Origin of the sequence: Myroides sp. NP-2 (genome assembly GCF_014145665.1) — a bacterium.
GTDB lineage: Bacteria > Bacteroidota > Bacteroidia > Flavobacteriales > Flavobacteriaceae > Flavobacterium.
The window spans coordinates 259137-276806 of the sequence record NZ_JACHTD010000004.1; the positions used below are offsets into that span (position 1 = coordinate 259137).

Genomic DNA, 17670 nt, shown 5'->3' on the forward strand with positions numbered 1-17670 from the left:
TTATTATGATTGCTATAATACCAGCTAGAGGAGGATCAAAACGCTTACCAGGAAAGAATATTAAATTATTGAATGGGAAACCTTTGATAGCTTATACTATAGAAGCGGCATTAGCATGCAAATATATAACGAAAGTAGTTGTTACTACTGATGATATTGAAATTGCTAAAGTAGCTGAAAAATATGGCGCATTAGTTCCAGGATTAAGACCTCAAGAATTATCTAATGATACAGCTTCAAGTAATGAAGTGATTAAATATATTTTGAATTCGCAATTAGAAAAAATTGACTCCTGTGTTTTACTACAACCCACTTCACCTCTAAGAAATGGAAAGCATATTACTGAAGCTATAGAATTGTTTATAAAAAAAGATGCAGATGCTGTTATTTCTTTTACAAAAGAACACCATCCTTTGCATTGGAATAAATTTATAAATGAGAATGGAGTAATAGAGGCTATAGGTAATTTACCTCAACGTGAATCATTTTATCCTAATGGAGCCATCTATGTTTTATCTTTAAGTGTCATTGAAAGTAATTTGTATTATACGAATAAAACGTATGCCTATATAATGGATCGTATGAATTCAGTTGATATTGATACTTATGATGATTGGATGTTTTGTAATTATCTATTCAGTTTTAATAATGAAGCACTTTAATTTTTTATTTATTATATATCTAGTATTTTGCTTTTTTTTTCTATCTCTTATTGGAATAGAAGCAATAAAAGAAACTGTAGATTTTCAATTCTATGCTGATACTAATACATATGTTCGTCTATATGATTTTGGCTTTACTATTAAGGAAGTTGCTCAATTGAACTTAAACTTGATAGGTCCGTTATTAGTATTAAAAGCCGTTTTTGGAAATTTTTATTTAGTTTTGTTAGTGAATCTATTTGTGTTCTATCGTATAGTTGTTAATTCACGCAAAGCATTTCCAGTAGATGAGGTTAAGTTATTGTTATTGATGATTAGTGCTCCTTTAATGCTGGGCAGCATTATTGGAGTAAATAAAGAAATTTTTTCTCTATGGTCAATTTCTTATTTAGTTTTATATATTGAAAAACCTAAGTTCAAATATTTTCTATATGCAATTCTTATTTCAATTTTTGTGCGTTGGCAATTAAGTTTAGTCATTTTGATTGTTTTTGCTACGAACACTAGATTTAATCCTTACAGATTATCTAAGAAAAAAACTATTTTAATTCTATTGTTGTGTATATCAATAATATATCCTTTAAATTTAAATGCATTCTCTCATGTTGATAGGGTTGCAATGTTAGGTGCAGAATCAACTTCTGAAGGGTCAGGATTATTTACAGCACTTATATTAATTCAAAATCAGTTTTTTGGATATTTGTTTGCTGTGATTCCTAAGGCTTTGTATTTATTAGGAGGGTTAGTTTTCCGGATTGGAAAAATTTTTGATTTTCAGAACCTCTACAATAATTTTTTTGTTACACTACAAAGTGTTTTAAATTTAGTTTTGTTATATAAAGTGATTAAAAAGAAAGTGTCAATTAATGAATCTATAGTTTTTCTAGGGATAATATATTTAATTGTTTTTTCCATCACACCAATTTTTGCACCTAGATACTTATTTCCTGTATACTTTTTAATGTGCCTTTATTTATCTAAAAAGAAAGTTTATGTTGCTTAACGTATTTCTAGTCGCGAGTCCCTTTCAGTTATTGAATTCTTTGGAAGCAATGTATAAATTCTGTAAAAATGAACATAACATATTGGTTTTGTTTGAAAATAATAATGATAAACAAAATTTATTGTTGAAAAATGTTTTAGCAGAGTTTGAGTGTGATTATGAATTGATTGTTATTAAAAAAGAAAATCCTATAAAAATGTTTTTTAATAAAGTAATTCTATTAAACAAGTTACAGAAAATAAATATTAATAGATTATTTGTTGGTCATCTAGAAGAGTTTTTTAATAAACTGTATATCTGTAATTTGAACTATAAAATATTGTTTAGTATAGACGATGGTGCTGCAACTATTAATTTGTTTGATAAATATAATGGATCTAGTGTTCTTACTGTAATTAATTCTATGAAGGATAGAGTAAAATGTATAGTTGGAAATTTAATAGGAAATTTGAAAACCATGAAGAATGTAGACATTCATTGGTTTTCAATTTTTGATTTGGTTGGATCAAACGTTACTAAAAATGAATTGGCATATGTTAAAGGAAATTTTTCTAAACTTAATAGAACTAGCATTTTAGTTGACAATAAGAGTCGAAATGTTATTTTTATTGGTTCTAATGTAGTTAACGCTCAAGTCATAGTTGATAGTACTAGTTATTTAATGCTTTTAGAAAATTATTTTATTAAGTTACGTGCTTCAGAACCAGAGTTAAACATTTACTATGTACCTCATCGATTTGAAGATTTAAATATATTAGATCCATTAGCACAAAAATTAAACATAGTAACTATAAATCATGATACAATTGTAGAATTATTTCTATTAAAAAATACAATTAAGCCATATAAAATAGCATCGTTTTATTCTACTGCTCTTTATTCATTGAAAGCAATTTTTAATAATATCGAAATTGAGTTTATTAGAATACCTGATAATCTAATCAATGAGTCTTTTAAGGATAGAGTTAAAAAGGTGCAAGATGATTATGAAAATCAGTTTAAAACATTTAAATAATTGATTTATGATTTCATTAAATATTCTTAAAAGTAATTTATTTAAAGGATCTGTTGTTTATACAGGTATAAATTTTATTAATAAAGCTTTTCCTTTTTTATTACTACCTTTTCTTGTAAGAGCATTATCGGTAAGTGATTTCGGGGAGTTTTCTTTATTTAGAGCAATTACAAATATTTTTATTCCTTTAATAGGTTTTAATTTGTCTGATTTAATTGTTCGTTACTTTTTCGATGTAAACATAAAGGAGTCGTTTAATAAATATATTTATACTTCTATCTTGATAAATACTATTTTACTTGTATGCTCTTTAATAATTTTGTTTTTAGTTGATGGGAAGTTTGTTTTAGCTTATGTTGGATTACATAAAAAGTATCTTTTAGTATCTTTTTTTATATCTTTTTTTACATCGATCTTGAATATATCTAGGGGACTATTTAGATGTAAAAATATGTTTAAAGCATTTTGTTTTCTTGTAATAGGACAAAGTGTTTTATATTTTTTGTCGATAGTAGGGTTATTTACAACTGATTTTTTTTCATTGGAAGCACTTATATACGTTGAAGGAGTAATTTATTTTGTATTCTTTATATTATCTATGATAAGTATCCTGAAATCATATGAGTATGGTTTTTTTTATAGTAAAGCAGAGCTATTATCAATTATTAATTTTTCTGCGCCACTAGTTGTAAATAGTAGCATAGCTTATTTGTTCGCATTGTCTGATAGATTTATAATAAATTTAACTTTAGGAAGTAAAGAAGTAGCGTTGTATAGTGCAAGTTTTCAATTAGTTTCTATTCTACAAATTTTAGCAGTCTCTTTTAATGCTGCATGGTTACCCTGGGTTTTCAAAAACTTAAGTGAAAAAAGAGATATAAAAGAGTTTAATAGAATTCGCTTGTATGTAGGTAGTTGCTTTTTATTTGTAAGCATGTGTTTCTATATTATAGTAGTATATTTTTTACCGATTATCTTAGGCGATAAATACAATGATTCGGTCTCTTTTGTTAGTTGGTTTATAGGAGGAATGATATTTCAATTGTTTTATTGGTTAGTTGTACCAATTATACAGTTTTACAAGAAGAATTGGCTTCTTTTGTACGGATCTATCCCTTGTTTATTAATAAGTGTTATTTTGAATTATACTTTTCTAGATTCTCAAGGTGTTGTTTTTGCTGCAAAAGTAAACTTTCTTGCATGGGGGTGTTTATTTTTTATTACTTTATATAATTCTCAAAAAATTTTAAAATATGATTAGTTTTATTTATAAAAAAGTTGTTTTGATTAAATCTGTCTTGTACAAATTTGTTGTAAAACGAAAAGCACGCTCTTGTGGTCAAAATTTACGTGTATGGAGGATGTCGAAAATAAATAATAATACTTATTTAGGTGATAATGTTAACTTTAATGGAATGACAATAGTTGGAACAGGAAAAGTGGTGATAGGTAATTTTTTTCATTCTGGAACAGAATGTTTATTAATTAGTTCAAATCACGATTATGAAGGAACTAGAATACCATATGATTCAAATAATATAAAAAAGGAAATAATTATTGAAGACTTTGTTTGGATGGGGTCAAGAGTAATTGTTTTAGGTGGTGTTACAATTGGTGAAGGGGCAATAGTTCAAGCGGGTGCAATGGTTCACAAAGATGTTCCTAAGTATTCGATTGTTGGAGGAAATCCAGCTAAAGTTATTAAATATAGAAATGTTGAGCATTTCTTGGTATTAAAAGGAAGAGGTGAATTTCATTAAAAATTTTATTTAAATGATTGAAAAATTGAGAATTCTTATTTTTATACCTCATTTCGAACCTGGATTTAAGTTTGGAGGACCTATACGTTCTATTAAAGCATTAATTAATCTACTCAATAATAAAATACAGTTTACTGTTTTTACATCTAATCATGATTATGGAGATAAGGTAAGTTATTCAAATATTATGTTCAATAAAGTTTTACGTAAAGATGATTATGATATCATTTATTACAGTGGTGGTTTTATTGGTATTTTGATGTTTATTAAAAATAATTATAGGTATGATACGATATATTTGAATAGTTTTTTCCATTTTCGTTATAGTATTTGGATAATCTTCTTAAAAAAACTTAGACTTATAAATAATAAAATCGTATTGTCTCCTAGAGGAGAGTTTAATGAAGGAGCTCTTAATATTAGAAGAATAAAGAAAAAACTCTTTCTATATTTTAGTAAAGGTATCCATTTGTATAAAAATATTGTGTGGCATGCAACGACTAATGAAGAGGTATTGGCAATAGAATCTATTTTCGGAGATACCGCTACTATTAAGTATGCACCAGTACTGCCTTCAGCTTTTGCTTTCAAGAAAGATAATGATAAAAGTATAGTTAAAAAACCATGTGATTTAAAGTTAGTTTTTTTATCAAGAATATCCAAAATTAAAAATTTAGATTATCTCTTAACTGAATTGTTCTTAATTAGTAATGAAGTAAAAGATACAAAAGCAAATATTGTGTTAGATGTTTTTGGACCTATTTCTGATGTTTCATTTTGGAATGAATGTAAGTGTATTATTGAAGCTAATAAATCAAATAATATTAAAGTAACATATAAAGGTGAAGTTGAGTATGAAGAAGTATTTGGTATTTTAAGGAATTATCATTATTGGGTATTACCAACACTAGGTGAAAACTATGGACAAGCAATAGCAGATTCTTTAGTTGCAAATTGTCCTATTATTATTTCTGATAAGACACCTTGGACTGAAGATGTAAAGAGGTATAATTTGGGATTTGTAATAGAGTTGAAAGAACATTTTTTAAAAGATGTTATTTTAGAATGTTTGAATTTTAATAATGATGAATATGCGAACTATAGGTGTAATGTAAAATCTTATATAGATAATCATCTAAGTGATGAAGATAGTATTGAAAAAAACTTAAATATATTTTTGGATGAAAATTAAGGACAAAGTGTTATTGATAACTGGAGGTACTGGATCTTTTGGTACAGCAGTTCTAAATAAATTTTTAAAAACTGATCATTTTAAGGAGATTCGTGTTTTTTCCCGTGATGAGAAAAAACAAGATGATATGCGTAATGAGTACAAAAGTGATAAGATTAAGTATTTTATTGGTGATGTACGTGATTATAATAGTATAGAATATGCAATGCATAATGTTGATTATGTATTTCACGCAGCTGCATTAAAACAAGTTCCATCATGTGAATTTTTTCCGATGCAAGCAGTAAAGACAAATGTTGAGGGAACTCAGAATGTGATTCGTTCAGCTGCGTCAAATGGAGTGAAGAAAGTTATCTGTTTGTCAACTGATAAGGCTGCTTACCCAATTAATGCAATGGGCATATCTAAAGCAATGATGGAAAAGGTTGCAGTAGCGGAAGCAAGAAATTTAAGTGAAACGATTGTCTGTTTAACACGTTATGGAAATGTTATGGCTTCTAGAGGATCGGTCATACCTTTATTTTTAAATCAAATTGATAGAGGTGAAGAATTAACTATAACAGATCCAAATATGACACGTTTCTTAATGTCATTAGACGAAGCGGTGGATTTAGTTTTATTTGCTTTTGAACATGGAAATCCTGGAGATTTATTTGTTAATAAAGCACCCGCAGCCACCATAGGTGTTTTAGCAGAAGCTATTAAGCAATTAAAGAATGCTAACAATTCTGTTAAAGTGATTGGCACACGTCATGGAGAGAAGTTATTTGAGACTTTATGTACTCGTGAGGAGATGATTAAAGCTGAAGACATGGGAGATTTCTTTAGAATACCTGCTGATAATAGAGATTTGAATTATGCTAAATATTATTCTGAAGGTCAAGAGGTAGCTGAAGAGATGGAAGATTATAACTCTCATAATACTAAACGTGAAGATATTAATGGTGTTAAGAAGTTGTTGTTGAAATTAGAGTTGTTTAAATAAGGCTCAATGATTGTATTTAACTCAGGTGAAAGCTATCTAGATACTAGAGGGAAGCTACTATTTAATAATACTTTGGACTTAAGTATTTTTAAAAGATTATATATTATTGAGAATAGAAATAATTCTATAATCAGAGGTTGGCAAGGACATAAAGTAGAGCAAAGATTGTTTTTCGCGTCTCAGGGCATTTTCTCTATACGAGTTGTCAAAGTAGATGATTTTGATAATCCTTGTCATGGATTGACTAGTCAAGAATATATTTTAAAGGCGAGTACATTTGATAGTTTGTTAGTTAGTCCTGGTTTTGCAACAGCAATTAAAGCATTAGAAAACGAGTCACAATTACTATGCTTTTCAGATTATTTAATAGGAGAAACTAATGATGATTATAAATTTGATATTGGAATATGGAAATAAAGAAAATTAAAGTTGCTACAATTTTAGGGACAAGACCAGAAATTATAAGATTAGCAGAGTGTATAAAAAAATGTGATATTTTTTTTGATCATATATTAATACATACAGGTCAGAATTATGACTATGAATTAAATGAGATATTTTTTGAGGATTTAGACTTAAGAAAGCCAGATTATTTTCTGAATGTAGCTGGAAGACATTTAGGTGAAACAATTGGTAATGTAATTTCTAAATCATATGACATATTGATACAAGAGAAACCAGATGCGCTATTAGTACTAGGTGATACAAATAGTGTTTTAAGTACAATAGCGGCTAAGAGATTAAAAATACCTATTTTTCATATGGAAGCAGGAAATCGTTGTTTTGATCAAAATGTACCAGAAGAGATAAATCGTAAAATATCAGACCATATTAGTGATGTTAACTTGACATATACTGAGAATAGTAGACGTTATTTGTTGAGTGAAGGTTTTAGAAAAGATCATGTCTTTGTAACTGGCTCACCATTGAATGAAGTGTTGGTTAAATATAAGGATAGTGTTGATAATAGTGATGTATTAGAACGTTTAGAATTAAAAGAAAATCAATATATTGTGGTTAGTGCTCATAGAGAGGAGAATATTGATCTTAACAACAATTTCGAAGTTTTAGCTAATGCAATAAATGCAGTTGCAGAAAAATATCAATTACCTATTGTTTTTTCTACACACCCTAGAACTAGAAATCGCATTGAAAAGAATAATATTGTTTTTCATCCGTTAGTGAGTAATGTTCATCCATTAGGTTTTTTTGATTATGTTAAGTTACAACAAAAATCTTTTGTAGTTTTATCTGATAGTGGTACTATTAGCGAAGAATCTGCAATGATTAAATTTCCAGCTGTTAGTATAAGGACTAGTACTGAAAGGCCTGAAGCAATAGATGCTGGGACAATTGTTTTAGGAGGAATTGAAAAGAATCAAATGATTAATTCTATTGAAATTGCGAAGGGGTTGTTTACTTCTGAGATTGAATTACCACTTGAATATAATGTGGTTAATACATCAGATAGAGTTATTAAAGCAATTCAAAGTTATTCTTCTATTATTAATAAAGTAATTTGGGATAAATAATATGAAAAGTATTTTAGTGGTAGGGATAAAAGGGATGGCCGGTCATCTTCTTTATAATTTTCTTCTGGAAGAAGGAAGTTATAGTGTTTTCGGAGTTGCGCGTGGAATTCATGATCATGATAACTTATTTAATATTGATGTTGCTAATACTGAGAAAGTAAAAAAATTAATTACAAATAAAAAATTTGATTATATTATTAATTGTATAGGAATTTTAAATAATGATGCTGAATGTAATCCTGCAAAAGCTATTTGGTTTAATAGCTATTTCCCTCATTTCTTAGAAGAGATAACAAAGAATACTTTAACTAAAGTTATTCATATTAGTACCGATTGTGTTTTTTCTGGTAAAGGAGATGGTGGTTATACCGAAGAGTCTTTTAAAGATGGTATAGGTTTTTATGCTCAATCAAAAGCTTTAGGAGAAATCGTTAATAATAAGGATGTAACAATTAGAACATCAATAATAGGGCCAGAATTAAATGTAAGAGGGATAGGTTTATTTCACTGGTTTATGTGTCAATCTAATAATGCACTGATAAAGGGTTTCAGTAAAGCATTTTGGTCAGGTATTACAACATTAGAATTGGCCAAAGTTATTCTTGAAATTATAAAACAAAATATTACAGGATTGATTCAGATTACAGGGACTAATAAAATTGATAAGTACTCTTTATTAAGATTATTCAATGAAATTTATAGAGATAATCTTGTTAGAATAGAAGGTAGCTCGTCTTATAAGATAGATAAGAGTTTAGTTAGTACCAGAACGGATTTTAATTATCCTATGCCTAATTATAAAGAAATGTTACTTAACCAAAAGGATTGGATTGATAAATATAAGGATTTATATCCTTATTATTAAATTTTAATTTATGAGAATACTAATACTTAGTCAATATTTTTGGCCTGAAAACTTTAAGATTAATGATATCGCTTTAGGTTTAAAAGAAAAAGGACACGAAGTAATAATATTAACAGGATTACCAAATTATCCCGATGGTAATCTTTTTTCAGGTTATAAGAATTGTGGTTTTGTAGAATATTGGAATGATATAAAGGTGTATCGTTCTAGATTATTACCACGTGGAAATGGTGGTGCTATTCGTCTTTTTCTAAATTATTTTTCTTTTGCTTTTTTTGCCTCATTTAAGATATTTTCGGTAAAGGAGAAAATTGATAGTGTTTTAGTGTTCGAGCCATCTCCAATTACAGTAGGTATTCCTGCTGTTTTTTATAAAGTATTCAAGAAAGTTCCTTATGCTTTTTGGGTACAAGATTTATGGCCCGCATCACTTACCGCAGCAGGCGGAATAAAAAATAAACTATTACTAGGTATATTTAACAGTTTGACGAAGAAAATCTATAAGTACTCTTCTATATTATTAGTTCAATCAAGAACTTTTACAGATTATATTATTGATCAAGGAGTAAGTAAGGATAAAATTGTTTATGTACCTAATACAACAGAAGATTTTTATAAGTGTATTGATAAATCAAATAAGTATTCTTATCTTCTTCCTCAAGGATATAAAATAATGTTTGCAGGGAATATTGGAGAAGCACAAAGTTTAGATACATTTTTAAATGCAATGAAAATCGTTATCGATAATGGAATCTTGTTTAATTGGATAATATTGGGTGATGGTAGATATTTAGAGACATTGAAAAATAATACTAAGAGTTTAGGTCTAGAGCCATATGTTCATTTTTTAGGTAAATATGCGGCAGAAGAAATGCCTGAGTTTTTTTCCAATGCAGATGCATTATATGTTTCGCTAAAAAAAGATTATATTTTTTCATTGACTATACCATCTAAAGTCCAATCATATTTAGCTTGTGGAAAACCGATAATAGCAAGTTTGGATGGTGAGGGAGCAAAAGTTATAGAGGAATCTAAATCTGGTTTCGTAAGTGATTCAGAAAATGTAGTAGAATTATCTATAATCATAGAAAAAGTATTAAGATTAACAGATATTGAAAAAGAGGAGTGTTCAAAAAACGCTTTGAATTACTACAATAAAGAATTTAAGAGAGAAACTGTTCTTTCTAAGATTGAAAATATTTTAATACAAATAAGTAACAATGAATAAAATCACAATAACAGGATTTAGTGGGTTCGTAGGTCAAAATCTAATCCCTTATTTGGAAAAGGAAGCTTATACAGTAGATACATTGTCTTTAAGAAAACAAGAATGGAAACAAGAAATTCCTACTGATACCGTTGTGTTTATTCATTTAGCAGGTAAAGCACATGATACGTCTAATACCTCCAATGCAGAAGAATATTTCACAGTAAATCGAGATAAGACTATGGAATTGTTTGACTTATTTTTAAATAGTTCAGCAAAAGACTTCTTTTATTTTAGTTCAGTAAAAGCAGTTGCTGATACTGTGGAAGGAGTGTTAGTAGAAGATGTTGTACCGCAACCTTTAACACCTTATGGGCAATCTAAAAATGAAGCAGAGCAATATTTGCTAAAAGCTCAGTTACCAGAAGGTAAAAGAGTGTTTATTATTCGTCCCTGTATGATTCATGGTCCTGGAAATAAAGGTAATCTGAATTTGTTGTACAAAGTGGTTGAGAAGGGAATTCCTTGGCCTTTAGCTTCTTTTGAAAATCATCGTTCTTTTTTATCAATTGATAATTTATGCTATCTAGTAGAGGGAATGATAAAAAACCAGTCGGTAGCCTCAGGAGTTTATAATTTCGCGGATGATAAAGCCTTGTCAACAAATGAATTGGTGAGCTTAATAGCTAATGTGTCTAATAGAAAACCTAAACTTTGGTATATTCCGAAAGGATTTATGAATACTGTAGCTACTATTGGTGACAAAATTAAGTTACCATTAAATAGTGAACGTTTAAAAAAGCTCACAGAAAACTATGTCGTTTCCAATCATAAAATAAAAGAAGCCTTACAGATTCAACACTTACCTATTAGCGCGGAAGAAGGGTTAAGACGAACCATACAAAGCTTTTCAAAGTTATAATTACTGACGTTTTATTTTCGTAAGCAACAATATAAAAATGGAATATATTCTACTAGTAGCAATACTGTTTATTGCAGAATTAGTGTACTTTAAAATAGCAGATAAGTACAACATTATAGATAAGCCAAATGAGCGAAGCTCTCATACCCAAATTACCTTACGAGGTGGGGGTGTTGTGTTTTACTTCGGCGCCTTGGCCTTTTTCATCTATTCCGGATTTGAATATCCTTATTTCTTTTTGGGATTAACCGCTATTACACTCATTAGTTTTTTAGATGATATTTTTACCTTATCTAATAAAATACGCTTGTTGATTCACTTGATATCAGTGCTATTGATGTTTTATCAATGGGACTTGTTTTCCCTATCTTGGCTTTGGATTATCCCTGCACTGATAGGTGTAATCGGAACGATTAATGCCTATAATTTTATGGACGGTATTAATGGTATTACCGCATGGTATAGTATGATCGTTTTAGCTTTACTAGCTACTGTTAATTCAGATATACATTTTATTGATCAAAACCTTATTATATTTACAATGCTAGGTGCAGCGGTTTTCGCTTTCTTTAATTTTAGAGTAAAAGCTAAAGCCTTTGCTGGTGATGTAGGTAGTGTATGTATGGCTTTTATCGTTGTTTTTTTGTTGGGTCAATTAATTATCGCGACAGGAAATTTTATTTATATCCTATTTCTGGCTATTTACGGTATAGATGCCGTTTGGACCATTGTAAGACGTTTTTTGAAAAAAGAGAATATTTTTCAAGCCCATCGCTCTCATTTGTATCAGTACTTGAGCAATGAAGCAGATGTGAATAAGTTATATGTAGCCTTTGGGTATGGATTATTGCAGTATTTCATAGGCTCTTCTGTTATTGCCTTAACAAAAGAAAGTATAGGGATTCAACTAGGCGTAGGTGTTGCCATTATAGTGGTACTAAGTATTGTCTATTTAATCCTGAAGCAAAATATTATTAAAAAATATGTAGATAAGGCTTAGTTTTCTTTTAATCTAATAAAGTATGGAGAGTTTAATGATTTATGGAAAGGGAGGGCATGGTAAAGTCGTAGAAGATGCTATTAAACAAATATACCCATTAGCGGCTGTTGATTATTTTGACGCTGCCACACGTCCTTATGATGAACAAGCCGAGCCTCAGGCGAAAGTTGTGATAGCGATAGGAAATAATGAAGTGCGTAAGCGCATCGCAACTGAAGTAAAACACGAGTTTGTTACTGTAGTACATCCAACAGCTTATGTTGCACCATCAGCTCAATTAGGAGAAGGAACAGTGGTTTTGGCCAATGCGGTAATACAAGCGGATGCGGTAGTGGGGAAACATTGTATTATCAATGCCAATGTCACCGTTGATCACGATGCGGTAATTGAGGATTTTGTGTGTACTTATCCTGCAGCTTATGTGGCAGGGTTTGCTCGTGTAACTGCTTTGCAAACGCTTAAACCTGGCCAAGTTGTTTGGAAGAGTGAAGTGTTTTAGAATATAACGCAATTATATAAAAGGATGTTCGTCTGGAACATCCTTTTTTTCATTTTATATACTATCATTATACGTTTTGCTGATCAACTGAAACCTCTTTTAGTTGATGCAGCAGGGTGACTACTTCCAATATGCGGTGTACATCTGTGGGCGTTAAAAAGAAGTCATCACCTTGAGAAGAACAATGCTGTACGTAGTAGTAAAAAAGTTCGTTTATACTTTGCGCATAAGCAGTAAAGCTTGCTTGTTGTTCATAAAGCGCTTGCAGTAGCGCTAAGTTGTGCTGTTCGGAGTCTGTGTGTAGGAAAGGGGTTGCATTCATGGTTCTAAGATTTAAAAAAATGAACCCGTACAAGTTAGATGCCTTAAGCTCTTAGTAGCTTTACGGTTGTTTCCAATACCGTCATCCTATCATACGGGTATATATTTTTTGGATTTTTCCACTAAGAATAAAGGACTATAAAAATACTACATAGAAACAATAAATTAAAACGCAATCCCTTGATTGTGTGTGTTTTATTTGAATATATAATGACATTTTAAATGTTTGTTTGATATTTTTATCTTTTAATCTGTGCTATCGGAATGTAGTTTTAGCAGCAACCACAAGTAGATCGTGTAGCTGTTGTGCCTTTGCGCTTATTGTTCACAAACAATAACGTTGACCATTTCTTTTAGCATCTGTCTAAAACCTGTGCCGTATTTTTTTTCTAGTTCACTTGCAGAAAGGCAAGTGGTAAAATGCAAGCGCGGATAGGTGAGGTCAAAACGCTGTTCATAAAAATGTTCGAGTGTATTGTAAACCACATCACATGTAGAACCGTAAAACTTTGCCTGTTGTTCCGTTCCTATATTATCTAGGCATATAGCCTTGGCATTTGGCGCAAATAAAGGCGTAAAAGCTTCATACCCTTTGCATGAAAACTCTTGAGCGAGGAGTCTGCTACTCTTTATGTCGTAAGTGCGTCTGCGCGAAAAAAAGTACTGAATCAACCGCATATACGCCGTTTTTCCCGATTGTCGTTCACCCATCAACAACAGCCCTTTATTCCCGTCGAGATCGTGTTTCTCCATGTTTACACTATCCCCAATAGCGTAGATAATTAATTTGAAAAACGTTTGTCGTTGATGAAAACTCATCATAAAATGATGCCCATAAATAGCAATACCGCGTTCGAGTATAAAGGCCTCACAGCGTTGGATATCGTATATCTTTTTTTTGTTTTCCTTATCGATTACAAAGATGTCTTCTAAGTTTAATTTAAAGTGGCTCATTAAATTTATTTTTTAAATGGGTTGTACTTTGGTTTTGATTTTCTTCTTTCTCCTTTTGTTGTTTTAATAAGTGACCCGCTGCTTGCTTTGTTCTTGGATCACTGCTCGGTCTACTACTTGGTGTACTACTCGGAGCAGGAACTGCTGTAGTAGCGTTGTTTGCTTCAAGCCCAGCAGCAGTAGAAAGCTGCTGTTTTAGAAGCTGTTGATAGGGAACAATAGACACTTCACTTACGCCGTATTTTGACTTCGTTGGTTTGTAAATAATCCATCCCCAGGCGTTTAGTTCCCGCATGCATTTGCTATAGGTGCTGTTGCTGCCTATTTTACAGAGGTTTACCATATGTTGCCGATTAATTCCGAAGGAAGGGGCAAACCTATGTTGGTTCCACAGGTGAAAGAGCATCACATATAAAGCAATATGCGTAGGGGTGGCTTCGGTCTTGGTTTTTATAATCTCAAACCAACTGTTTAAATGTTTAATATAGTTCATCGTTCTAGTCTTGAAACATCGAATATAGTCGGTCAAGGCGTATTTTAACCTTTACTAATAGTTTTGATTTGTTTAAAAGCTGTGTATATTTTATGGAATAATGGCTCTTTTTACGATTTGTTGTATTTTTTTCTTGTCTTTTTTTTATTTAGGCCACTCTATTTAAATTAAATAAAAGATGAAAAAAAAGCTAAGCCAGTGTATGCAACAAAAAATGCAATTAATTGAAAAAATAGAACAGATTTCGAAGATTTCTGTTGAAGAATGGTCAGCCTTTACCTACCAATGGAGACAATTGCTCCAAGATATGTGCACAATCGCACACAGCCAAGGCTTTAGATCACACAAAGAGGAGTGCTTTTTCTATGAAAACCAGTTTGCCGAAGTTCATTATTACTATCTGTATTGTCGTGAAATGGCTTTGTTCCACAGCTCGCTTCCCTCACTTCCCAACGAAAGAAATGTGTATATAGACCAAAAATTACAGCACTTTAAGCAGTATCGATTGCAGTGGTTTGAGCAATTTACCGCATTTTGTGCAACTAGACTTCAGACAGATTATACCGAGATCAAAGCCTGTGTTCTAGCTAAAGATTCGCATGAGGATTGGCCCTTTTTTGATCCAAAATACCCCGCCTATAATGGGGCTTACTTTAGCGCCTTACAGCTGATTATTCAGCAACTTGAACACGAAATTTTTTATGGTGTTACTCAGTGTAAACCCCTTGATTTGAAATGGAAGCGACCCAAGACAGATTTGTGTTTGTTGGTCTATGCAGTGTGCTATTGCAATGGAGAACCTCAAGAAAGAGATAACTTGATCAAATGGGCAGACGCTTTTGGTGCACTGTTTGGAATAGAAATTAGTAAAAACTTTTTTCAAATGCTACATGCATTTAAAAAGCGAAAGAACATCACGCCAAATATAGTGACAGCGATGTATCAATTTATAAAGGACAAAATGGACGAGGATGTAAAATAAGGAGTCTGCCTAAGACGAGTCTTAAAGCATATAGGTGGTCGTTTAGCAAGGCCTAGATTGGTGCATGGAAGCAAAGTAAAAGAGGACAGAACGCAAAGGAACTGTCCTCTTTTGTGTTGTGTTTCTGTAACAAGACCGAACCTAAGTACTTACCCTAACACAAGTAGGGGGGTCTCATCCTAACACCTAAGAGGTCTTGTTATACCTAAGTTTTCTTTTGAGGTAAAAAGCGTCTGCCTATTCTTCGTCTACCGTAATTTGACTAACGGCTGAAATAATACCACCTGCTAGGGCTACATACGTAGCAACAGTAGTAACAATGGCAGGCAGGGCAATTGGTGCGGCGAGAATACTCCCGCTAATAGCGGCTAAACTTAAACCAATGGTGCGCAAGATTTTGAAAAATCGCGGTGTGGGAGCTTGGGCTCTCAGAAAAATTTGTTTCATAGTTTTCCTGTTTTGATTTGTTGAACAATAGTTAATGCTTGTGCTTCCTGTATTTGAAGCTGTATGCCTTCGTCAATAAGCGCTTCTTCTACAGTGTCGAGTAGCTTGCGCATAGCTAATCGCGAACGACTCCCCCAAATGGGGGTAAGAAGCTGACTGACGGGGGCAATACAACCTTTCAAGTCGTATTTTGCATTGTTTGCGGGGTGAAACAAAATCAGTGTTCGATCAGGCACTTTCTTCACTTCAAGATGAGATTTGAAGCGCTCATTGTGCCGATGAAATACAGGATAGGTTCCCTCCGGTATGCATGAGATATACGCTTGATTGGCCACCCATGGAAGCTCTAGGGTCAGGCAAATGTCTTGGCCGTCAAATTGCAGAAGCCCATGTGTGGCTTCGGGCAAATACAGCCGATGTAATACTAGTGTACGCATACAGTTATTTTTTTTGTTTTGTTGTTCTTATTTCCTCTATGGCAAAGGTGTCAGAAACTTTTGAGCTGTAAAACAGGCAGGGGAGTGTTTGGGAATAAGAGGACATATATAGGAGTAAAAAAGGTGAAATTGTCCTTCTCGATTCCTAATGAACCGAGTAGCGTACTATTGACTATTTCGTGCCCATTACGGCTAACTTTATCCTATTAACGCTAAAATCAAAACCTATGAGTAAAATTAAAAAACGAGGAAGAATTATTATTTATGCTCATGATGTGATGCTCATTACTGGGCTCAGCTATAGAACAGCATTGAGAATTTTAATTCAGGTTCGCCGACAGTTCCAAAAGCCTTCAGGCGCTTTAGTGACCTGCAAAGAGTTTTGTTCTTACATGCATTTAGACGAAAATGAAGTGGTTAGTTTCTTGCAGTAATTCGGAAAAGGATAGGGTTTTGTTCGAGTCATGTTTGGGTCAGCTTCGGTAAATGGGCGGTAAACCCGCGTAAATACACAGGTTTACCGAAGAAGATCCGAACAAAAGTAAAACCAAACCAAATAAATAATTGAATAACAGTTGTTTGTGTTGTTTTTTGATGGCAAAACATGCCCATTTGTGCTTTTGTTTACCCAATAGTGGCAAAACGCGGAAGGGGGTATTTCAGGTTAATTTCGACTGATGTAGGTTTGTATCGTATTCATGTAGTTTGTGAATAGCAAAAAACGATTGTAAAAAAATTAGTAACCCGTAAACAATGTAAATTATGGCAGAAATTAAAAGAGGAATTTTAGGTGGCCTAAGCGGCAAAGTAGGTACAGTAGTAGGTGCAAACTGGAGAGGGAAAAACATCATTAGGGTTGTTCCGCGAAAATCAGGAAAAAAACCATCACAGCTACAGCTAGAACAGCGAAGTAAATTCAAGTTGGTGTCTAATTTTTTACAGCCATTCAACGCACTATTTAGTCGCTATTTCGGTGCGGATCGAGGACTAAAGTCTAAAGTAAATTTAGCCTTATCCTATCACTTACAAGAAGCGATAGAGCCACAGGAAGATGGTTTTGCGATTCGATTTGACAAGGTCGTAGTAAGCAAAGGGAGTATACCAACCGTACCGATGAACAGTGTTACAGTAGAAAATGATAGCCTGAACTTCGCTTGGACCTCCGCTATGGCTTCAGGACTCGCAGCAGCGACAGATTTGCTCACTGTTGTGTTATACGAAAAGCAACAGAAAATCATGCGTATTTTTGAACGCGTGGTTAGTCGTGATGTAAATTCTGGTGAAAGTGACCAGTATATTCTGGTTTAAAGTGACCAGTGTAAATGAGGTTTAAAAGCACGGTCAAAAAGTAGTTACTAAAGTACTAAAATAATGGTGTTATTGTTTCCTTTTTT

22 protein-coding genes are annotated in these 17670 nt (G+C 32.0%); 17 read left to right on the forward strand and 5 right to left on the reverse strand.

Annotated elements, in window-relative coordinates; all coding sequences use genetic code 11:
- The first annotated feature begins 5 nt into the window (after positions 1-5).
- From H4K35_RS06255 to H4K35_RS06320, 14 genes are read left to right on the forward strand one after another with little or no spacing between them, the layout of a single operon-like run.
- Positions 6-662 (forward strand): acylneuraminate cytidylyltransferase family protein, encoded by a 657-nt coding sequence (locus H4K35_RS06255; RefSeq protein WP_182626522.1) that lies wholly within the window; start codon positions 6-8, stop codon positions 660-662.
- Positions 649-1665, forward strand: coding sequence for a hypothetical protein (locus H4K35_RS06260; protein ID WP_182626523.1), 1017 nt, complete (start codon positions 649-651; stop codon positions 1663-1665). Before H4K35_RS06255 ends, H4K35_RS06260 begins: the two co-directional genes overlap by 14 nt.
- A complete protein-coding gene (locus H4K35_RS06265; protein WP_182626524.1) occupies positions 1655-2680 on the forward strand; it encodes a hypothetical protein in 1026 nt (341 codons plus the stop codon). The genes H4K35_RS06260 and H4K35_RS06265 overlap by 11 nt, the downstream gene beginning before the upstream one ends.
- 7 nt (positions 2681-2687) lie before the next feature.
- Positions 2688-3941, forward strand: a complete 1254-nt coding sequence (locus H4K35_RS06270; RefSeq protein WP_182626525.1) for a lipopolysaccharide biosynthesis protein — start codon at positions 2688-2690, stop codon at positions 3939-3941.
- Positions 3934-4440: an acyltransferase gene (locus H4K35_RS06275; protein ID WP_182626526.1), complete on the forward strand. Its 507-nt coding sequence runs from the start codon at positions 3934-3936 to the stop codon at positions 4438-4440. The genes H4K35_RS06270 and H4K35_RS06275 overlap by 8 nt, the downstream gene beginning before the upstream one ends.
- A 13-nt stretch (positions 4441-4453) precedes the next feature.
- Positions 4454-5632: a glycosyltransferase gene (locus H4K35_RS06280; RefSeq protein ID WP_182626527.1), complete on the forward strand. Its 1179-nt coding sequence runs from the start codon at positions 4454-4456 to the stop codon at positions 5630-5632.
- On the forward strand, positions 5622-6617 hold the full coding sequence (locus H4K35_RS06285; RefSeq protein WP_182626528.1) for a polysaccharide biosynthesis protein: 996 nt from the start codon (positions 5622-5624) through the stop codon (positions 6615-6617). The genes H4K35_RS06280 and H4K35_RS06285 overlap by 11 nt, the downstream gene beginning before the upstream one ends.
- A gap of 6 nt (positions 6618-6623) precedes the next feature.
- Positions 6624-7034, forward strand: coding sequence for a WxcM-like domain-containing protein (locus H4K35_RS06290; RefSeq protein ID WP_182626529.1), 411 nt, complete (start codon positions 6624-6626; stop codon positions 7032-7034).
- Positions 7025-8149, forward strand: coding sequence for a non-hydrolyzing UDP-N-acetylglucosamine 2-epimerase (wecB, locus tag H4K35_RS06295; protein ID WP_220497654.1), 1125 nt, complete (start codon positions 7025-7027; stop codon positions 8147-8149). The genes H4K35_RS06290 and wecB overlap by 10 nt, the downstream gene beginning before the upstream one ends.
- A 1-nt stretch (position 8150) precedes the next feature.
- On the forward strand, positions 8151-9014 hold the full coding sequence (locus H4K35_RS06300; RefSeq protein ID WP_182626530.1) for an SDR family oxidoreductase: 864 nt from the start codon (positions 8151-8153) through the stop codon (positions 9012-9014).
- Positions 9015-9024: 10 nt separating this feature from the next.
- Positions 9025-10242 (forward strand): glycosyltransferase family 4 protein, encoded by a 1218-nt coding sequence (locus tag H4K35_RS06305; RefSeq protein WP_182626531.1) that lies wholly within the window; start codon positions 9025-9027, stop codon positions 10240-10242.
- Entirely contained in the window at positions 10235-11143 is a 909-nt protein-coding gene (locus tag H4K35_RS06310) for an NAD-dependent epimerase/dehydratase family protein (protein ID WP_182626532.1), read from the forward strand. The genes H4K35_RS06305 and H4K35_RS06310 overlap by 8 nt, the downstream gene beginning before the upstream one ends.
- Positions 11144-11180: 37 nt before the next feature.
- Positions 11181-12143: a glycosyltransferase family 4 protein gene (locus H4K35_RS06315; RefSeq protein WP_182626533.1), complete on the forward strand. Its 963-nt coding sequence runs from the start codon at positions 11181-11183 to the stop codon at positions 12141-12143.
- A gap of 22 nt (positions 12144-12165) precedes the next feature.
- Entirely contained in the window at positions 12166-12642 is a 477-nt protein-coding gene (locus H4K35_RS06320; RefSeq protein WP_182626534.1) for a transferase, read from the forward strand.
- 67 nt (positions 12643-12709) lie between these two features.
- On the opposite strand, the gene H4K35_RS06325 is transcribed toward H4K35_RS06320, so the two are convergent.
- The 3 genes from H4K35_RS06325 to H4K35_RS06335 form a co-directional block, all read right to left on the reverse strand.
- Complete coding sequence (locus H4K35_RS06325; protein WP_182626535.1) at positions 12710-12964, reverse strand: hypothetical protein; 255 nt, start codon at positions 12962-12964, stop codon at positions 12710-12712.
- Between the two features lie 317 nt (positions 12965-13281).
- On the reverse strand, positions 13282-13917 hold the full coding sequence (locus H4K35_RS06330) for a hypothetical protein (RefSeq protein WP_182626536.1): 636 nt from the start codon (positions 13915-13917) through the stop codon (positions 13282-13284).
- A complete protein-coding gene (locus tag H4K35_RS06335; RefSeq protein ID WP_182626537.1) occupies positions 13904-14410 on the reverse strand; it encodes a hypothetical protein in 507 nt (168 codons plus the stop codon). Before H4K35_RS06335 ends, H4K35_RS06330 begins: the two co-directional genes overlap by 14 nt.
- Before the next feature lie 178 nt (positions 14411-14588).
- Here H4K35_RS06335 and H4K35_RS06340 point away from each other — a divergent pair, with 178 nt between their 5' ends.
- The gene (locus H4K35_RS06340) at positions 14589-15392 is read left to right on the forward strand and encodes an RteC domain-containing protein (RefSeq protein WP_182626538.1); all 804 of its coding nucleotides are present in this window, start codon (positions 14589-14591) and stop codon (positions 15390-15392) included.
- Between the two features lie 237 nt (positions 15393-15629).
- Here H4K35_RS06340 and H4K35_RS06345 read toward each other — a convergent pair whose 3' ends face one another.
- A complete protein-coding gene (locus H4K35_RS06345; protein ID WP_182626539.1) occupies positions 15630-15839 on the reverse strand; it encodes a hypothetical protein in 210 nt (69 codons plus the stop codon).
- Positions 15836-16276, reverse strand: coding sequence for a DUF5675 family protein (locus H4K35_RS06350; protein WP_182626540.1), 441 nt, complete (start codon positions 16274-16276; stop codon positions 15836-15838). Before H4K35_RS06350 ends, H4K35_RS06345 begins: the two co-directional genes overlap by 4 nt.
- 227 nt (positions 16277-16503) lie before the next feature.
- Between H4K35_RS06350 and H4K35_RS06355 the strand changes: the two genes are divergently transcribed.
- On the forward strand, positions 16504-16710 hold the full coding sequence (locus H4K35_RS06355; protein ID WP_182626541.1) for a hypothetical protein: 207 nt from the start codon (positions 16504-16506) through the stop codon (positions 16708-16710).
- A gap of 328 nt (positions 16711-17038) precedes the next feature.
- Positions 17039-17584: a DUF6266 family protein gene (locus H4K35_RS06360; RefSeq protein ID WP_182626542.1), complete on the forward strand. Its 546-nt coding sequence runs from the start codon at positions 17039-17041 to the stop codon at positions 17582-17584.
- Positions 17585-17670 lie beyond the last annotated feature (86 nt).

Coding starts and splice junctions, on each gene's coding strand:
- H4K35_RS06285 (WP_182626528.1), top strand. CDS start 5,622: ATGAAAATTAAGGACAAAGTGTTATTGATAACTGGAGGTACTGGATCT.
- H4K35_RS06275 (WP_182626526.1), top strand. CDS start 3,934: ATGATTAGTTTTATTTATAAAAAAGTTGTTTTGATTAAATCTGTCTTG.
- H4K35_RS06350 (WP_182626540.1), bottom strand. CDS start 16,276: ATGCGTACACTAGTATTACATCGGCTGTATTTGCCCGAAGCCACACAT.
- H4K35_RS06310 (WP_182626532.1), top strand. CDS start 10,235: ATGAATAAAATCACAATAACAGGATTTAGTGGGTTCGTAGGTCAAAAT.
- wecB (WP_220497654.1), top strand. CDS start 7,025: ATGGAAATAAAGAAAATTAAAGTTGCTACAATTTTAGGGACAAGACCA.
- H4K35_RS06320 (WP_182626534.1), top strand. CDS start 12,166: ATGGAGAGTTTAATGATTTATGGAAAGGGAGGGCATGGTAAAGTCGTA.
- H4K35_RS06280 (WP_182626527.1), top strand. CDS start 4,454: ATGATTGAAAAATTGAGAATTCTTATTTTTATACCTCATTTCGAACCT.
- H4K35_RS06290 (WP_182626529.1), top strand. CDS start 6,624: ATGATTGTATTTAACTCAGGTGAAAGCTATCTAGATACTAGAGGGAAG.
- H4K35_RS06265 (WP_182626524.1), top strand. CDS start 1,655: ATGTTGCTTAACGTATTTCTAGTCGCGAGTCCCTTTCAGTTATTGAAT.
- H4K35_RS06270 (WP_182626525.1), top strand. CDS start 2,688: ATGATTTCATTAAATATTCTTAAAAGTAATTTATTTAAAGGATCTGTT.
- H4K35_RS06345 (WP_182626539.1), bottom strand. CDS start 15,839: ATGAAACAAATTTTTCTGAGAGCCCAAGCTCCCACACCGCGATTTTTC.
- H4K35_RS06330 (WP_182626536.1), bottom strand. CDS start 13,917: ATGAGCCACTTTAAATTAAACTTAGAAGACATCTTTGTAATCGATAAG.
- H4K35_RS06355 (WP_182626541.1), top strand. CDS start 16,504: ATGAGTAAAATTAAAAAACGAGGAAGAATTATTATTTATGCTCATGAT.
- H4K35_RS06335 (WP_182626537.1), bottom strand. CDS start 14,410: ATGAACTATATTAAACATTTAAACAGTTGGTTTGAGATTATAAAAACC.
- H4K35_RS06305 (WP_182626531.1), top strand. CDS start 9,025: ATGAGAATACTAATACTTAGTCAATATTTTTGGCCTGAAAACTTTAAG.
- H4K35_RS06260 (WP_182626523.1), top strand. CDS start 649: ATGAAGCACTTTAATTTTTTATTTATTATATATCTAGTATTTTGCTTT.
- H4K35_RS06255 (WP_182626522.1), top strand. CDS start 6: ATGATTGCTATAATACCAGCTAGAGGAGGATCAAAACGCTTACCAGGA.
- H4K35_RS06315 (WP_182626533.1), top strand. CDS start 11,181: ATGGAATATATTCTACTAGTAGCAATACTGTTTATTGCAGAATTAGTG.
- H4K35_RS06360 (WP_182626542.1), top strand. CDS start 17,039: ATGGCAGAAATTAAAAGAGGAATTTTAGGTGGCCTAAGCGGCAAAGTA.
- H4K35_RS06340 (WP_182626538.1), top strand. CDS start 14,589: ATGAAAAAAAAGCTAAGCCAGTGTATGCAACAAAAAATGCAATTAATT.
- H4K35_RS06325 (WP_182626535.1), bottom strand. CDS start 12,964: ATGAATGCAACCCCTTTCCTACACACAGACTCCGAACAGCACAACTTA.
- H4K35_RS06300 (WP_182626530.1), top strand. CDS start 8,151: ATGAAAAGTATTTTAGTGGTAGGGATAAAAGGGATGGCCGGTCATCTT.